The 15,399-nt window shown below is 71.6% G+C and carries 14 protein-coding genes; 1 reads left to right on the top strand and 13 read right to left on the bottom strand.

Annotated elements, in window-relative coordinates:
- The first annotated feature begins 232 nt into the window (after positions 1 to 232).
- Entirely contained in the window at positions 233 to 1,138 is a 906-nt protein-coding gene (locus tag OQ968_RS22345) for a PPE family protein (RefSeq protein ID WP_324681547.1), read from the top strand.
- Here OQ968_RS22345 and OQ968_RS22340 read toward each other — a convergent pair.
- From OQ968_RS22340 to dxr, 13 genes are all read right to left on the bottom strand, one after another.
- The gene (locus OQ968_RS22340) at positions 1,125 to 1,901 is read right to left on the bottom strand and encodes a 3-oxoacyl-ACP reductase (RefSeq protein ID WP_324681545.1); all 777 of its coding nucleotides are present in this window, start codon (positions 1,899 to 1,901) and stop codon (positions 1,125 to 1,127) included. The genes OQ968_RS22345 and OQ968_RS22340 overlap by 14 nt on opposite strands.
- Complete coding sequence (locus tag OQ968_RS22335) at positions 1,898 to 3,268, bottom strand: aldehyde dehydrogenase family protein (protein ID WP_324681543.1); 1,371 nt, start codon at positions 3,266 to 3,268, stop codon at positions 1,898 to 1,900. Before OQ968_RS22335 ends, OQ968_RS22340 begins: the two co-directional genes overlap by 4 nt.
- The gene (locus OQ968_RS22330) at positions 3,265 to 4,026 is read right to left on the bottom strand and encodes a gamma-glutamyl-gamma-aminobutyrate hydrolase family protein (protein WP_324681542.1); all 762 of its coding nucleotides are present in this window, start codon (positions 4,024 to 4,026) and stop codon (positions 3,265 to 3,267) included. Before OQ968_RS22330 ends, OQ968_RS22335 begins: the two co-directional genes overlap by 4 nt.
- A complete protein-coding gene (locus OQ968_RS22325; protein WP_324681541.1) occupies positions 3,977 to 5,332 on the bottom strand; it encodes a glutamine synthetase family protein in 1,356 nt (451 codons plus the stop codon). The genes OQ968_RS22330 and OQ968_RS22325 overlap by 50 nt, the downstream gene beginning before the upstream one ends.
- Before the next feature lie 17 nt (positions 5,333 to 5,349).
- Entirely contained in the window at positions 5,350 to 5,904 is a 555-nt protein-coding gene (locus OQ968_RS22320) for an alpha/beta hydrolase (protein WP_324681540.1), read from the bottom strand.
- A gap of 53 nt (positions 5,905 to 5,957) precedes the next feature.
- Positions 5,958 to 7,460, bottom strand: a complete 1,503-nt coding sequence (locus OQ968_RS22315) for a cobyric acid synthase (protein ID WP_324681538.1) — start codon at positions 7,458 to 7,460, stop codon at positions 5,958 to 5,960.
- A 14-nt stretch (positions 7,461 to 7,474) separates the two neighbouring features.
- Positions 7,475 to 8,332 carry a type I methionyl aminopeptidase gene (map, locus tag OQ968_RS22310; protein WP_324681536.1) on the bottom strand — a complete coding sequence of 286 codons (858 nt, stop codon included), beginning with the start codon at positions 8,330 to 8,332 and terminating at the stop codon, positions 7,475 to 7,477.
- A 53-nt stretch (positions 8,333 to 8,385) separates the two neighbouring features.
- On the bottom strand, positions 8,386 to 8,964 hold the full coding sequence (locus OQ968_RS22305) for a DUF1707 domain-containing protein (RefSeq protein WP_324681534.1): 579 nt from the start codon (positions 8,962 to 8,964) through the stop codon (positions 8,386 to 8,388).
- A 38-nt stretch (positions 8,965 to 9,002) separates the two neighbouring features.
- Positions 9,003 to 10,823: a penicillin-binding transpeptidase domain-containing protein gene (locus tag OQ968_RS22300; protein WP_324681533.1), complete on the bottom strand. Its 1,821-nt coding sequence runs from the start codon at positions 10,821 to 10,823 to the stop codon at positions 9,003 to 9,005.
- A gap of 77 nt (positions 10,824 to 10,900) precedes the next feature.
- Entirely contained in the window at positions 10,901 to 11,755 is an 855-nt protein-coding gene (locus OQ968_RS22295; protein WP_324681531.1) for a GNAT family N-acetyltransferase, read from the bottom strand.
- 47 nt (positions 11,756 to 11,802) lie between these two features.
- Entirely contained in the window at positions 11,803 to 12,969 is a 1,167-nt protein-coding gene (ispG, locus tag OQ968_RS22290) for a flavodoxin-dependent (E)-4-hydroxy-3-methylbut-2-enyl-diphosphate synthase (protein WP_324681530.1), read from the bottom strand.
- Positions 12,970 to 12,982: 13 nt separating this feature from the next.
- Positions 12,983 to 14,206 (bottom strand): M50 family metallopeptidase, encoded by a 1,224-nt coding sequence (locus OQ968_RS22285; RefSeq protein ID WP_324681529.1) that lies wholly within the window; start codon positions 14,204 to 14,206, stop codon positions 12,983 to 12,985.
- 5 nt (positions 14,207 to 14,211) lie between these two features.
- Complete coding sequence (dxr, locus tag OQ968_RS22280) at positions 14,212 to 15,387, bottom strand: 1-deoxy-D-xylulose-5-phosphate reductoisomerase (RefSeq protein ID WP_324681527.1); 1,176 nt, start codon at positions 15,385 to 15,387, stop codon at positions 14,212 to 14,214.
- Positions 15,388 to 15,399: the final 12 nt, after the last annotated feature.

The raw sequence follows: 15,399 nt of genomic DNA, 5'->3' as shown, positions 1-15,399 counted from the left end.
ACGCCCGCCGGACTTTGATCGTTTTCACAGCTTTTTCCGGTTGCCGCCCAAGGGTCCTGTTGTAGGGTCCGCCCCTGTGGCATTTCGGGGCGCTGGTAGCACGCGACGACGGCGGTCGGCCGGCCTTGCCGGCCGAGATACCCTGGCCCGGCTCTGCGTCGCTCGTCGCTGACCTCTCCGCGGCACGCGCGTCCGTAACCCGTGCGTCTATGTCTTTCAGGGAGAGGTACCAATGAATTTCGCGACCCTACCGCCGGAAACCAATTCCGGGCGCATGTACTCGGGCCCCGGCGCACGATCGATGGTCGAGGCCGCCGCGATGTGGGACGGGCTGGCCGCCCGGCTGCGCGATGCGGCGGCTGAATGCATGGCCGTCAGGCCGATCGCCCCGGCCGCGGCCGACCATGTCGCGTGGCTGAAAGCAACGAGCGCGCAGGCCCAACAGGCCGCCGCCCGGGCCAGGGCCGCGGCGAGCGCATACGATGCGGCGTTCGCCGCGACGGTGCCCCCGCCGGCGATCGAGGCCAACCGGGCGCGGCTGCGCTCGCTCGCTGGGGCCAACTGCCTGGGCCAGGACGGCCCGGCGATCGCGGACACCGAGGCCGACTACGAGCGGATGTGGGCCCGGGACGCCGAGGCCATGCACGCCTACGCCCGCGCCGCGGCCGGCGCCACCGCGCTGACCCGGTTCGGCTCGCCGCCGGGCGCCGACGGCCCGGCGAGGCCGGCGTCACGTGGCTGGGCATTGGCCTGCGCCCCGGACGTCATCTCGGCCGGCAACCGGGTGATGTCGGCGATTCCCGAAGCGCTACAGGCGCTTTCGGCGTCGCCGCTGAGGAGCCTGGACGCCTCCCTGTCGGCGGCGAGGGCGGCCCTGTCGAGACTCAGCTCGCTGTCCGCGCCGGCCGACGTCGCGATCGGCCGGCTGAATTCGCTCAACAAGGCGGCGGCGCTGGACCGCGCGGCCGCGCTGCGCGCCCTGATCCCGGGCCGCGGCGCGCCGGCGACCCGGGGCTTCGGCCGCGGCCGGTCGATCGGGGCGCTGTCGGTGCCGGCCGCCTGGGCGACCGCCGCGGCCGGCAGCGGGGTGTGCGAACCGACGCGGTTGGTCAGGGGAACCGCCCCTAGAGAGGCGTGACGTAGGCCGAGCTGATGCCGCCGTCGACCAGGAACGTCGACGCGGTGATGAAGGACGCGTCGTCGCTGGCCAAAAACGCCACGGCGGCGGCGATTTCGTCGGGTTCGGCGAAACGCCCGAGCGGCACGTGCACCAGCCGCCGCGCGGCGCGCTCGGGGTCCTTGGCGAAAAGCTCGGCCAGCAGCGGGGTGTTGACCGGCCCCGGGCACAACGCGTTGACCCGGATGCCCTGGCGGGCGAACTGCACCCCCAGCTCCCGTGACATGGCCAGCACCCCGCCCTTGGACGCGGTGTAGGAGATCTGCGACGTCGCCGAGCCCAGCACCGCGACGAACGACGCGGTGTTGATGATCGAGCCCCGGCCCGCGGGCACCATGTGCCGCAGCGCCGCCCGGCAGCACAGGTACACCGATTTGAGGTTGACGTCCTGCACCCGCTGCCACGCCGGCAGCTCGGTGTTCTCGATCAGGTCGTCGTCCGGCGGTGAGATGCCGGCGTTGTTGAACGCGATGTCGACCGAGCCGTAGGCCTGTGCCGCGGTGTCGAACAACGCGTTGACCGCGTCTTCGTCGGAAACATCAACGGCCACAAACAAACCCGAGACCTCGTCGGCGGCCGCGGCGCCGGCGTCGGGATCGATGTCGCCGATGACGATCGTCGCGCCCTCGGCGCGCATCCGCCGCGCCGAGGCCAGGCCGATGCCGCCGCCACCGCCGGTGACCACCGCCACCCGGTCCGCCAGCCGTCGGGTCAGGTCCATCACGAGCCCTCCTCCTTGATCGCGATGAACACGTTCTTGGTCTCGGTGAAATGCAGCGGCGCGTCGGGGCCGAGCTCACGCCCCAGCCCGGACTGCTTGAAGCCGCCGAACGGGGTGTTGTAGCGCACCGAGGAGTGCGAGTTCACCGACAGGTTGCCCGATTCGACCGCCCGGGCCACCCGGAGCGCGCGAGACAGGTCGTCGGTCCAGATCGATCCCGACAGGCCGTAGGCGGTGTCGTTGGCCAGCGTGATGGCGTCGTGCTCGTCGTCGAAGGCCAGCACGGTCACCACCGGGCCGAAGATCTCGTCGGTGACGGCGCGGTCGGTGCGCCGCGGGGTCAGAACCGTTGGCGGGAACCAGAATCCGCGGCCGGTGGGCGCGCTGCCGCGGAACGCGACAGGCGCGTCGTCGGGCACATACGAGGCCACCTTGTCGCGGTGCGCCGCCGACACCAGCGGGCCCATCTCGGTATCGCGGGACGCCGGGTCCCCGACCACCACGGCGCGCACCGCGGGCTCGAGCAGCTCCATGAACCTCTCGTAGACGCTGCGCTGCACCAGGATCCGGCTGCGGGCGCAGCAGTCCTGGCCGGCGTTGTCGAACACCCCGGCCGGCGCGGTCGCCGCGGCACGCTCCAGGTCGCAGTCGGCGAAGACGATGTTCGCGCTCTTGCCGCCGAGTTCCAGCGTCACCCGCTTGACGTGGGCGGCCCCCGCGGCCATCACCTTCTTGCCGACGTCGGTGGACCCGGTGAACACGATCTTGCGGATGTCCGGGTGGGTGAGGAATCGCTCGCCGACCACCGCGCCCGCGCCCGGGAGCACCTGCAGCAGGTCCGCGTCCAACCCGGCCTCGACGGCCAGCTCACCCAGCCGGATCGTGCTCAGCGGCGTCAGCTCCGCCGGCTTGACCAGCACGGCGTTGCCCGCCGCCAGCGCCGGCGCGATGCCCCACGACGCGATCATCATCGGGAAGTTCCACGGCGTGATCACCGCGACCACGCCCAGCGGTTCGTTGAACGTGACGTCGAGCCCGCCGGCCACCGGAATCTGCTTGCCGGACAACCGTTCCGGGGCGGCGGCGTAGAACGTCAACACGTCGCGGACGTGGGCGGCCTCGGCCACGGCCGACGCGACGGGGTGACCCGCGTTGGCGACCTCGAGGGCGGCCAGCTCGCCGCCGTGGGCGTCGACGGCGGCGGCGAACGCGCGCAGCCCGGCCGCCCGCTCCGCCGGGGCCAGCCGCGCCCAGCGCCGCTGGGCCGCCCGCGCGCGGCCCACCGCGTCGTCGACCGCGGCGGCGTCGGCCAGGTCGACCGAGCGCAGCACCTCCTCGGTGGCGGGGTTGATCAGTCGCGCCGCGCTCATCGGCCGTCCGCGTACGACCGCGCGGCGTCCACGATCGCCCGGAACAGGCGCAGGTCGTGCAGGGTCTGTTCGGGGTGCCACTGCACCGCGAGCACGAAGCAATCCCCGGGCAGCTCCAGCCCCTCGACCACGCCGTCGGCGTCCCACGCGCTGACCACCAGGCCGTCGCCGACCTTGTCGATGGCCTGATGGTGATAGCACGACGCGTCGGCGGACTCGCCCAGCAGCGCGGCCAGCCGCGTGCCCGGCACCGTGCGCACCGGCAGCGTGGTGAACACGGCGTCGCCGGCCCGGTGCCCGGAATGGCCGAGCACGTCGGGCAGGTGCTGGTGCAGGGTCCCGCCGAACGCGACGTTGAGCACCTGCGCGCCGCGGCAGATGCCCAGCACCGGCAGCCCCCGGTCCAGCGCACCGCGCAGCAGCGCGAGCTCCCACGCGTCGCGCGCGGTGCGGGGCTCGTCGGTGCTCGGGTGCGGCGGCTGGCCGTAGGCGGCGGGGTCGAGGTCGTAGCCGCCGGTGATCACCAAACCGTCCAGGCTGTCCAGCGCCGCGCCGGCGGCGTCGGTCGGCTGCGGCGGCAGCAGCACCGCGACACCGCCGGCCGCGATGACGCCCTCGGAGTAGTCCGCGGGCAGGTAGCCCGCGCGGACGTCCCAGATCCCGGTCCGTACCTGCTCCAGATAAGTCGTCAGGCCGATCACCGGCGCGCTAGAGCCGCTCAAACCCCCGTACCCTCTCCCAGTCGGTGACCGCCGCATTGAAGGCCGCCAGCTCCACGCGGGCGTTGTTCAGGTAGTGCGCGACGACGTCGTCGCCGAAAGCGTCGCGGGCGAACGCCGATGCCTCGAACAACGCGGCGGCCTCCCCCAGCGTGGCGGGCAGCCGCGGCAGGCCCGTGTCCGCGTAGGCGTTGCCGGTGCACGGCTCGGGTGGTTCCAGGCCTCGCTCGACACCGTACAGCCCACCCGCGATCAGCGCCGCCACCGCGAGGTACTGGTTGACGTCGCCGCCCGCGACCCGGCACTCGACCCGGATGTGGCGGCCGCGGCCGACGACCCGCAGCGCGCAGGTGCGGTTGTCCAGCCCCCAGGCCAGCGCCGTGGGCGCGAAGCTGCCGTCGGCAAATCGCTTGTAGGAGTTGATGTTCGGCGCGAAGAACAGGGTGAGCTCGCGCAGCGTGGCCAGCTGGCCGGCGAGGAAGCCACGAAACGTCGACGACATGCCGTGCGCGCCGGCGTCGTCGGCGAACGCCGCGGAGCCGTCGTCCAAGCCGCGCAGCGACAGGTGGATGTGGCAGCTATTGCCTTCGCGCTCATCGTATTTCGCCATGAACGTCAGGCTCTTGGAATGCTGGTCGGCGATCTCCTTGGCGCCGTTCTTGTAGACGGCGTGGTTGTCGCAGCTCACCAGCGCGTCGTCGTAGCGGAAGCCGATCTCCTGCTGTCCTCTGTTGCATTCGCCCTTGACGGCCTCGAACCGTAGGCCCGCCCCCTGCATGCCCAACCGGATGTCGCGCAGCAGCGGCTCCATCCGCGACGACGCCGAGATGGCGTAGTCGATGTTGTAATCGCTGGCCGGGGTCAGCCCCCGGTAGCCGCCGGCCCAGGCCTGCCGATACGACTGGTCGAACACGATGAACTCCAGCTCGGTCGCGACGTCGGCGGCCAGGCCGCGCTCGGCCAGCCGGTCCAGCTGCCGGCGCAGCACGGCGCGCGGCGAGGCGGCCACCGCGCTGCCGTCGGCCCAGCACAGGTCGGCGATCACCAGCGCCGTGCCGGGCAGCCAGGGAAGGCGCCGCAGGGTGGCCAGGTCCGGCCGCATCACCATGTCGCCGTAGCCGGTTTCCCAGCTCGACATCGCGTAACCGGGCACGGTGTTCATCTCGACGTCGACGGCGAGCAGGTAGCTGCAGCATTCGGCGCCGTGGGCGGCCACCTCGTCGACGAAGAGCCGGGCCGAGATCCGCTTGCCGACCAGCCGGCCCTGCATGTCGGTGAACGCCACGATGACGGTGTCCACCTCGTCGACCCCGACCAGCTGGTCCAGCGCGGCCAAGGACAACATCACCGAATCCGGACCGGCTACCAGGTGCTGGCGCGCAACACGATCTCGGCGGCCAGCTGCGCGGTCGACTCCTGCGCGTTGCGCCGCCCGAGGAGGTCCACGGTGCGGTATTCGGCGTAGACGAACCGCTGGCTGTTGCGGGCCACCGTCCGCCCGCCCGGGGAGCTGACCAGCACGGTGGTGCCGATCTCCACCGGCGGGCAGTGCTCGTCGCGAACCACCCCGCTGGGGTCGGCCACCGCCGGATGCCCGCGGTCGATGACCACCAGGCCGGTGAACCGGCCCAGCTTGGTGGCCGCCAGTTCCCAGGCGAGGTCGGCGCCGGCGCGGTCGCCGACCACCACGGCCCACCCGATGCCCAGCGCGTCGAGGATGCCGATCACCGACTTGGGCGTCAACCGCGGATCGAGGCCGATGACGACGGTGCGCAGCGAGGCGGTGTGCAGGCGCTCGCACACGGCGTCATAGGCGGCCGGCGCTCGCTGCGCGTCGCCGAGTATGACGACGACGACGCCCTTCTCCGGACCGGCTACACCAACTGGAACGGGGAACCCGTCGAGTGTGGTCATCATCGAGGGCACCCCCGCACGCTACCGCCAACCGGCCGGTCCGCGCGAGGCGTGCGCTACGGCCGCAGCGCGGTCGCGATGCGCGGTCGCGGCGGCGGGGGGCCGTCGAGCAGGCCGAGGACCGCGTCGACGTCGAGGTGGGACGCGAGCAGCTCGGCGATCAGGTCCAGCTGGGCGTCGCGTCGCGCCCCGACGTCGGTGTCGTCGGCGACCACGAATCCGTCGCGGCCCGCCGCGTCGGCGACGCGGGTGAGCCAGGCGCGCCGGAAGCCGTCGTTGTCCAGCAGGCCGTGCCAGTGCGTGCCGAACACCGCGCCGCACGCGACGCCGTGTGCCTGCCCGTCGACGCCGAACCAGGCCGTCTCGTCGCACCGGACGAGCCGCCCGTGATGGATCTCGTACCCTGCGAGCGGCCGCCGCCAGCGGCGCCGGGTCTTGGCCTCCTCGAACGCGATGTCGGCGTCCAGCAGCCCCAGCCCGGCAACCGCCCCGGCCCCGGATTCGACCGTGTCCTCGATGCGCTTGCACAGCATCTGCATGCCGCCGCAGATGCCCAAGACCGGTTTGCCGGCGCGGGCGTGCCCGACGATCGCGGTGGCCAGGCCGCGATCGCGCAGCCAGGCCAGGTCGGCGACGGTGGCCTTGCTGCCGGGCAGCACGATCAGGTCGGTGTCGGCCAGGTCGGCGGGGTCGGCGATCCAGCGCACCAGCACGCCCGGCTCGCAGGCCAGCGCCTCGACGTCGGTGGAGTTGGAGATCCGGGGCAGCCGGACCGCGGCCACCCGCAGCCACTGGTCGCCGCGCGGCGGCGCCGGAGTGCCGACGACGCGGTGCGCCACCACCGACAGCGAGTCCTCGGCGTCCAGCCACAGCTCGTCGGTGTGGGGCAGCACCCCGTAGGTGGGACGGCCGGTGAGGTCGGTCAGTTGCCGCAGCCCGGGTTCCAGCAGCCCGGGGTCGCCGCGGAACTTGTTCACGATGAAGCCCGCGATCAGCGCCTGATCGGCGGGCTCGAGCACGGCGACCGTCCCGAACAGGTGCGCCAGCAACCCGCCGCGGTCGATGTCACCGACCAGGATCACCGGTAGGTCCGCGGCCCGGGCCAGGCCCATGTTGGCCAAATCCGTTGGGCGCAGGTTGATTTCGGCCGGGGAACCGGCGCCCTCACAGATTACCGCGTCGAATTCGTCGCGCAGGCAAGATAATTCGTTGGCGACGACGCCGGCGAGGCGGTCGCGATGCCGCATGTAGCCGGCCGCACTCACCGAGTCGGCGACGCGTCCCTTGATGACCAGCTGCGACGTGCGGTCGCCGCCCGGTTTGAGCAGGATCGGGTTGAACCGCACGCTGGGCTCGAGCCCCGCCGCCCGCGCCTGGAGCGCCTGCGCCCGACCGATCTCGCCGCCGTCGGCGGTGACCACGGAATTGTTGGACATGTTCTGCGCCTTGAACGGCGCCACTTTCACGCCGCGGCGGCTCAGCAGCCGGCACAGGCCCGCGACCACCACGGACTTCCCGGCGTCGGAGCTGGTGCCCGCGACCAGCAGCGCCCCGCTCAAGGGTTCACGGCTTGTTATACCGAGGTCAGGATCTCGGCGCCGGTGTCGGTGACCAGCAGGGTGTGCTCGAACTGCGCGGTCCACTTGCGGTCCTTGGTGACCACGGTCCAGCCGTCGTCCCAGATCTCGTAGTCCAGGCCGCCGAGATTGATCATCGGTTCGATGGTGAACGTCATTCCCGGCTGCATGATCGTCGTGACCGAGGGCTGGTCGTAGTGCAGCACGACCAGGCCGTTGTGAAACGTCGTCCCGATGCCGTGCCCGGTGAAGTCGCGAACCACGTTGTACCCGAACCGATTTGCATACGATTCGATGACGCGGCCGATGACCGACAGCGCGCGCCCGGGTTTGACGGCGTTGATGGCGCGCATCGTGGCCTCTTTGGTCCGCTCGACGAGCAGCCGGTGCTCCTCGGAGACGTCGCCGGCCAGAAAGGTCGCGTTGGTGTCGCCGTGCACGCCGTCGATGTAGGCGGTGACATCGATGTTGACGATGTCGCCGTCGGCGATCACCGTCGAGTCCGGGATTCCGTGGCAGATGACCTCGTTGAGCGACGTGCAGCACGACTTCGGGAATCCCTTGTAACCCAGGGTGGATGGGTAGGCGCCGTGGTCGACCATGTACTCGTGCACGATCCGGTCCAGCTCGTCGGTGGTGACTCCGGGCGCAACCGCCTTGCCCGCCTCGGCGAGCGCGCCCGCCGCGATCCGGCCGGCGACGCGCATCTTCTCGATCACCTCGGGCGTCTGGACCCAGGGCTCGCTGCCCTCCCTGGCGGTCGCCTTGCCGACGTATTCCGGGCGCGGGATGTGGTTGGGCACCGGAAGCGTCGGCGACAGCACTCCGGGGGAAAGCGCGGTGCGAGCGGGCATGCCGCCAGCTTACGGGCTGGCCTGGGCAGCCCTGGAACAGATTGGGCGCAGACTCAACGCCGGGAGAAGAGCGCGCGGCGCGGCCCGCGGATAATCACCGACCCGCACGTCACCCGGCCGGTCAGCACCACGTGCGGCGTCCCCTCGGCCGGCGCGTCCCTGCGGCGGTCGCTGGCGCTGCCGACGTAGACCTCGACGTCGTCGATCGACGCGCTGGCGCCCTCGGGCAGCCGCAGGTCCAGCGAGCCGAACTTCATGTCGAGCTCGATGACCACCACCGGCCCGGCGAACCGCGCCCGGGTGAGATCGAGGTCGATCGATCCCAGCCGCCGGATCAGCGCCAGGCGGGTGGGCACGGTCCACTCGCCGTGGCGCTTCAGGGACCCGGCCCAGCCGCGCAGCTGGACCCGGTCGGCCGCGGAGGTGACGATGGCGCCCGGCCCGGGCAGATCGCCGACGAGCTCGTCCAACTCGCGTCGGGTGCGCGCATAGGACACCAGCGACGAGCGCTGCTCGAACTCGCCGATGTCTATCAGCCCGAGCGCGACGGCGTTGTGCAGCCGCCGCATCGTGCCGTTGCGGTCGGCGTCGGAAACGCGCAACATCACCGTGTCTCCGCCGGCATCGGTCATGCTCGCAAATTTACCGCTGCCGCGGACGCGCGAGAGGCTCAGGCCAGGAAGTCCCGCGGCAGCGACTCGAACATGACCTTGGTCATCCGGACCGCGTATTCCGAGCTGCCGCCCCCGACGATCAGCGCCGCGAACGCCAGATCGCCGCGATACCCGGCGAACCACGAGTGCGATCCGCCGGGGAACTCGGCCTCGCCGGTCTTCCCGTACACCTCGCCGCAGCAGCCGGCGATCTCCTTGGCGGTCCCGTTGGTCACCACCAGCCGCATCATCGGCCGCAGCGCGTCGACCATCTTCGGGCTGATCGGCGTGCTGTCGCCGTCGACCGTCGTCGGCCGCCCGGCGATCAGCTGCGGCACCGGCGTCTTGCCGGCCGCGACCGTGGCGGCCACTAGCGCCATGCCGAACGGGCTGGCCAGCACCTTGCCCTGGCCGAACCCGTCCTCGGTGCGCTCGGCGAGGTCCACCGTCGGGGGCACCGACCCGGTGACGGTGGTGATGCCGTCCACCTGGTAGTCGAGCCCGATCCCGTAGCGGGTGGCCGCCTGCGTCAGGCCGCGGGGCGGCATCCTGCTGCTCAGCTCGGCGAACGTGGTGTTGCAGGAGCTGGCGAACGCCCGCGACATCGGCACCACGCCGAGGTCGAAGCCGCCGTAGTTGGGGATGGTGCGGTGCCCGATGTCGATGCGGCCCGGGCAGCCCAGCATCGTGTTCGGGGTGGCCATGTCGCGGTCGATGGCCGCGCCGGCGGTGACCATCTTGAAGGTCGACCCGGGCGGGAACAGGCCGTTGGTGGCGATCAGGCCGTCGGCGTCGGCGGCGCCGTTCTGCGCGATCGCGAGGATCTCCCCCGTCGACGGCTTGATCACGACGATCATCGCCTTGCCGCCGCGGGTGTCGACCGCGTGCTGCGCGGCGTTCTGCACCGCCCGGTCCAGGGTGATCGACACCGACGGCGCCGGCGAGCCCTCGACCTCGTGCAGCACGGCGACGTCGACCCCGTTCTGGTTGACGCTGACCACCCGCCAGCCCGCCTGCCCGTTGAGCTGGTCGATGACGGCCTTCTTCACCTGGCTGACGACGGCCGGCGCGAAATGCGGGTCGGTGGGCAGCATGTCGGCCAGGGGCGTGATCACGATGCCGGGCAGCCTGCCGATCAGCGGGAAGATCTTGTCGTTGTCGGCGGGCTGCAGCGTGACCAGGTCGACGGGCTGGGTCGCCGAGCTGGCCTGCTCGGCCAGCAACTGCGGGTCGGTCAGCGAATTGTTCAGGGGCCGCAGCACGTCGACGACCGCGTGAGCCGTCCCGATCAGGCCGGGACCGGCCTGGGTGGCGTCCAGCGTGTAGTGGTACAGGTAGCCGGGCGCCAGCACGTCGCTGCCCCCGAGTTCGTTGACCGAGGCGCGCCGCGGCGCGTCGGCCCGCAGCGCGAACGTCTGATGCTCGCCCAGCTTGGGATGCAGCCCGTTGGCGGCCCAGCGGACCTCCCAGCGGCCCTCGTCGCGGGCCATCTTCAGCTGGCCGTCATACGTCCAGGTCCGGTTCTTGGGCAGGTGCCAGGTGAACCGGTAGTCGACCGTGCCGGTGTCCTCGGCGTACTTGGCGGACAGAACCTGCGCGTCCAGGTGGGTGGCCTGCAGCCCCGCCCAGGCCGCGTTGAGCGCCTCGCGGGCCTCGTTGGGGTTGTCGCTGAGCTGGGCGGCCGTCGCGGTGTCCCCGATGGCCAGCGCGCGGAAGAACCGCTCGGCGGCCGGGCCGGGCCCGTCGGGCCGGGGGGTGCATGCCTGCGCCGACGCGACGATGAGCACGACCGCGGCCAGCCCGGCCAGCCGTGATACGTATGTGGTTAGAGTTGCCATTGAGGCTGATGTTAGGCACGTTGGCCGCGACACGGCCGTAGGCACACCGAAACCCAACCGTTATCGCGCGAGGGCCCTCAGTCGAGCAGAACAGTCGCGAAGGTGCCGACCTCGGCGAAGCCGACCCGGGCGTAGGCGGCGCGGGCGATGGTATTGAAGTGGTTCACGTAGAGGCTGGCGATGCGCCCGCCCCCGACGATCACCGCGGCCACCATCGCGGTGCCGGCGGTCCCGATGCCCAGGCCGCGCCATTCGGGGTGCACCCAGACGCCCTGGATCTGGCCGACGGCCGGCGATTGCGATCCCACCTCGGCCTTGAAGACGACCTGGCCCTGCTCGAACCGGGCCCAGGCGCGCCCGGCCGCGATCAGGCTGGCCACCCGGCGGCGATAGCCGCGGCCGCCATCACCGAGCCGGGGGTCGACGCCGACCTCGCCGATGAACATGTCGACGGCGGCCACCAGGTAGGCGTCCAGCTCCTCCGGGCGGACCTGACGCACCTCGGTGTCGATCTCGCAGTCGGGGTGCGTCGCCAGCGCCATCAACGGCTGGTCGTCGCGCACGTCGCGCGCGGGCCCCCACGCCGATTCGAGCCGCTCCCACATGGGCATCACCAGGCCGGCCCTGCCGACCAGCGACGAGCAGCGCCGCGTCCCGCTCATCGCCTCGTCGGCGAACGCGGCCAGGTCGGCCGGCGCGCCGCGCAGCGGGATCAGGTTGGCCCCGGCGAAGCACAGCGACTCCTCCACGCCGCGGCGGGTCCACAGCTCGCCGCCGATCGAGCCGGGGTCGATGCCGTGGTCGGCGACCCGCGCCGCGACCATGCACGAGCCGACCGGATCTTCGTCGAGGACCCGCCACACCGCGGCGGCGTCACGCACCACGGACACCCGCCGGTCGCCGATGAGGCGAAAGATGGGCGGAGCCGACATCTGGCGAACTCTCTGTGGTGCGAACCGAAGGCCGGTCGAGGCCTATATCAGCTTACGGTCACAATAGGCGAACCGCTCGGTGTTGTGCCCGCATCGCGGCCGGTTTCCTGTTCGGCGGCGAGCCGCATCGCCTCCTCGATCAGCGTCTCGACGATCTGGGATTCGGGCACGGTCTTGATCACCTCGCCGCGAACGAAGATCTGGCCCTTGCCATTTCCCGACGCGACGCCCAGGTCGGCCTCGCGGGCCTCGCCCGGACCGTTGACGACGCAGCCCATCACGGCGACCCGCAGCGGCACGTCGAGCCCGTCGAGCCCGGCGGTGACCTCGTTGGCCAGGGTGTAGACGTCGACCTGCGCGCGACCGCACGACGGGCACGACACGATCTCCAGCGAACGCGGCCGCAGGTTCAGCGACTCGAGGATCTGGTTGCCGACCTTGACCTCCTCCACCGGCGGCGCCGACAGCGACACCCGGATGGTGTCGCCGATGCCCCGCGACAGCAGCGCGCCGAACGCGACCGCGGACTTGATGGTGCCCTGGAAGGCGGGGCCGGCCTCGGTGACGCCGAGGTGCAGCGGGTAGTCGCACCGCGCGGCCAGCTGCTCGTAGGCGGCGACCATCACGACGGGGTCGTTGTGCTTGACGCTGATCTTGATGTCGCCGAAGCCGTGCTCCTCGAACAGCGAGGCCTCCCACAGCGCGGACTCGACCAGCGCCTCGGGCGTCGCCTTGCCGTACTTCTCCATGAACCGCTTGTCCAGCGAGCCCGCGTTGACGCCGATGCGGATCGGGATGCCCGCCGCGCCGGCCGCCTTGGCGACCTCGCCGACCCGGCCGTCGAATTCCTTGATGTTGCCCGGGTTCACCCGCACCGCGGCGCAGCCGGCGTCGATCGCCGCGAAGATGTACTTCGGCTGGAAGTGGATGTCGGCGATCACCGGGATCTGGCTGTGGCGGGCGATCTCGGCCAGCGCGTCGGCGTCCTCCTGACGCGGGCAGGCCACCCGGACGATGTCGCAACCGGACGCGGTCAGCTCGGCGATCTGCTGCAGCGTCGAATTGACGTCGTGCGTCTTGGTCGTGGTCATCGACTGCACGGCGATCGGGTAGTCGCTGCCGACCCCGACGTCGCCGACCATCAGCTGGCGGGTCTTGCGCCGGGGGGCGAGCGTGGGTGCCGGGGCGTCCGGCATGCCCAGGCCTATGGTCACTTTCGCTCTCTTTCTACTGGAAGATCCGGATCGGGTTGACCACGTCGGCGGTCACGGTCAGCAGCATGTAGCCGACCACGAACACCAGCACCACGTACGTCGCGGGCATCAGCTTGAGGTAGTTCACCGGCGCGGCCGCGACCATGCCGCGGGCGGCCCGGATCGAGTTGCGGATCTTTTCGAACACCGCGACCGCGATGTGGCCGCCGTCGAAGGGCAGCAGCGGCACCAGGTTGATCGCGCCCAGGATGAGGTTCAGCTGGGCCAGGAAGAACCAGAACGCCACCCACAGCCCGTGGTCGACGGTGTCGCCGCCGACGATGCTGGCCCCCACGACGCTCATCGGCGTTTGCGGGTCGCGCTGTCCGCCGCCGATGGCGTGCACCAGCGCGCCCACCTTCGTCGGTATCGCGGCCAGCGCCTTGCCCACCTCGACGGTCAGGTCACCGGCGAAGGTGAAGGTGGCCGGTATCGCGGCGAGCACGCCGTAGCGCGTGGGCGCGGCTTTGACGGCGCCCACCCCGATCGCGCCCACATTCGAGGCCTGGGGCTGGCCGCCCTGCCCGGCGGCGCCGTTGGGCAGGAAGCGCTGGGTGCGCGTGACGTCGACGTAGGTGGTGATCGTGGCGCCGTCACGCTCGACGACGACCGGAACGACGCCCTGTGCCTTGCGCACCGCCGCGGCCATGTCCTCGAAGGTGGAGACCGGGGTGTCCCCGACCTTGACGACGACGTCGCCGGCGCGGATCCCGGCCAGCGCCGCCGGCCCCGGCCCCGTGCAGCCGCCAATCTTGCCCGGCGCGGTTTCCGGTGCGACGCAAGCGGTTTCGCCGACGACGGCCCGGGTGTCCGGGTGCAGGTTGGGCAGCCCCCAGGCCAGCGCGATGCCGTAGATCAGCACCAGGCAGATGACGAAGTTCATGCCGGGGCCGGCGAACAGCACCGCGACGCGCTTCCACGTCGCCTGCTTGTACATGGCGCGGTCGCGCTCGTCGGGTGCCAGGTCCTCGACCGGGGTCATGCCGGCGATGTCGCAGAAGCCGCCCAGCGGGGCGGCCTTGACGCCGTACTCGGTCTCGCCGCGCCGCGTCGACCACAGCGTGGGGCCGAACCCGACGAAAAAGCGGCGCACCTTCATGCCGGTGGCGCGGGCGACCCACATGTGGCCGCACTCGTGCAGCGCCACCGAGATCAGGATGGCGAGCGCGAACAGCACGATGCCGATTGCGAACATCATTCTCTTCAGACTCCCGCGGGACTGGCAGTTGTGATGGCGCGCTGCGCTCGCTCCCGTGCCCAGCGCTGCGCGTCCAGTACGTCATCCACGGTAGCGGGTGGAACGGCCCACTGGTCTGCGGCGTGCAGCACATCGGCGATGGTTTTCACGATCGCGGGGAAGCCGATCCGCCCGTCGAGGAACGCTGCCGCCGCCTCCTCGTTGGCCGCGTTGTAGACGGCGGTCATGCAGCCCCCGGCCCGGCCGGCCTGCCGGGCCAGTTCGACGGCCGGGAAGACGTCGGCGTCCAGGGGCTCGAATTCCCAGGTCGAGGCGGTGGTGAAGTCGCAGGCGGGGGCGGCCCCGGCCACCCGCCGCGGCCAGCCCAGCGCCAGCGAGATGGGCAGCTTCATGTCCGGGGGGCTGGCCTGGGCGATCGTGGAGCCGTCGACGAACGTGACCATCGAATGCACGATCGATTGCGGGTGCACCACGACCTCGATGCGGTCGTAGGGAATGCCGAACAACAGGTGGGTCTCGATCACTTCGAGCCCCTTGTTGACCAGCGACGCCGAGTTCAGCGTGTTCATCGGGCCCATCGACCAGGTCGGGTGGGCGCCGGCCTGCTCGGGGGTGACGCCCTCGAGGTCGGCGGCGGACCAGCCGCGAAACGGCCCGCCCGAGGCGGTCAGCACCAGCTTGGCGACCTCGTCGGGGTCGCCGCCGCGCAGGCACTGGGCCAGCGCGGAGTGCTCGGAGTCGACCGGCACGATCTGACCCGGCCGCGCCGCCCGCAGCACCAGCGGACCGCCGGCGACCAGCGATTCCTTGTTGGCCAGCGCCAGCCGGGCACCCGACGCGAGGGCCGCCAGCGTCGGCCGCAGGCCCAGCGCCCCGACCAGCGCGTTGAGCACGACGTCGGCCTCGGTCTCCTCGACCAGCCGGGTCACCGCCTCGGGTCCGCTGTAGGGGACGTCCCCCACCCGCTGTGCCGCGCGGTCGTCGGCGACGGCGATGTTGCCGACGCCGGTTTCGGCGCGCTGCCGCAGCAGCGTGTCTACGTTGGCGCCCCCGGCGGCCAGCCCGACCACCTGGAAACGGTCGGGGTTGGCGGCGATGACTTCCAGCGCCTGGGTGCCGATCGAGCCGGTGCTGCCCAACACGAGCACCCGCAGGCGCCCCCCGGCAGTCGCGTTAGTCACCCACTCATTGTG

The organism is Mycobacterium sp. 663a-19 (genome assembly GCF_035616495.1).
In the GTDB taxonomy this organism is placed as follows: domain Bacteria; phylum Actinomycetota; class Actinomycetes; order Mycobacteriales; family Mycobacteriaceae; genus Mycobacterium.
Note: the sequence above shows the minus strand (reverse complement) of the source record. Positions and strands in the feature narration are given on the sequence as shown.

Excerpts from the sequence above, each read along its gene's own strand:
- OQ968_RS22345 (WP_324681547.1), top strand. The coding sequence starts at position 233 with ATGAATTTCGCGACCCTACCGCCGGAAACCAATTCCGGGCGCATGTAC.
- OQ968_RS22335 (WP_324681543.1), bottom strand. The coding sequence starts at position 3,268 with ATGAGCGCGGCGCGACTGATCAACCCCGCCACCGAGGAGGTGCTGCGC.
- OQ968_RS22330 (WP_324681542.1), bottom strand. The coding sequence starts at position 4,026 with ATGCGGCGGTCACCGACTGGGAGAGGGTACGGGGGTTTGAGCGGCTCT.
- OQ968_RS22325 (WP_324681541.1), bottom strand. The coding sequence starts at position 5,332 with ATGTTGTCCTTGGCCGCGCTGGACCAGCTGGTCGGGGTCGACGAGGTG.
- OQ968_RS22320 (WP_324681540.1), bottom strand. The coding sequence starts at position 5,904 with ATGATGACCACACTCGACGGGTTCCCCGTTCCAGTTGGTGTAGCCGGT.
- map (WP_324681536.1), bottom strand. The coding sequence starts at position 8,332 with ATGCCCGCTCGCACCGCGCTTTCCCCCGGAGTGCTGTCGCCGACGCTT.
- OQ968_RS22305 (WP_324681534.1), bottom strand. The coding sequence starts at position 8,964 with ATGACCGATGCCGGCGGAGACACGGTGATGTTGCGCGTTTCCGACGCC.
- OQ968_RS22300 (WP_324681533.1), bottom strand. The coding sequence starts at position 10,823 with ATGGCAACTCTAACCACATACGTATCACGGCTGGCCGGGCTGGCCGCG.
- OQ968_RS22295 (WP_324681531.1), bottom strand. The coding sequence starts at position 11,755 with ATGTCGGCTCCGCCCATCTTTCGCCTCATCGGCGACCGGCGGGTGTCC.
- OQ968_RS22285 (WP_324681529.1), bottom strand. The coding sequence starts at position 14,206 with ATGATGTTCGCAATCGGCATCGTGCTGTTCGCGCTCGCCATCCTGATC.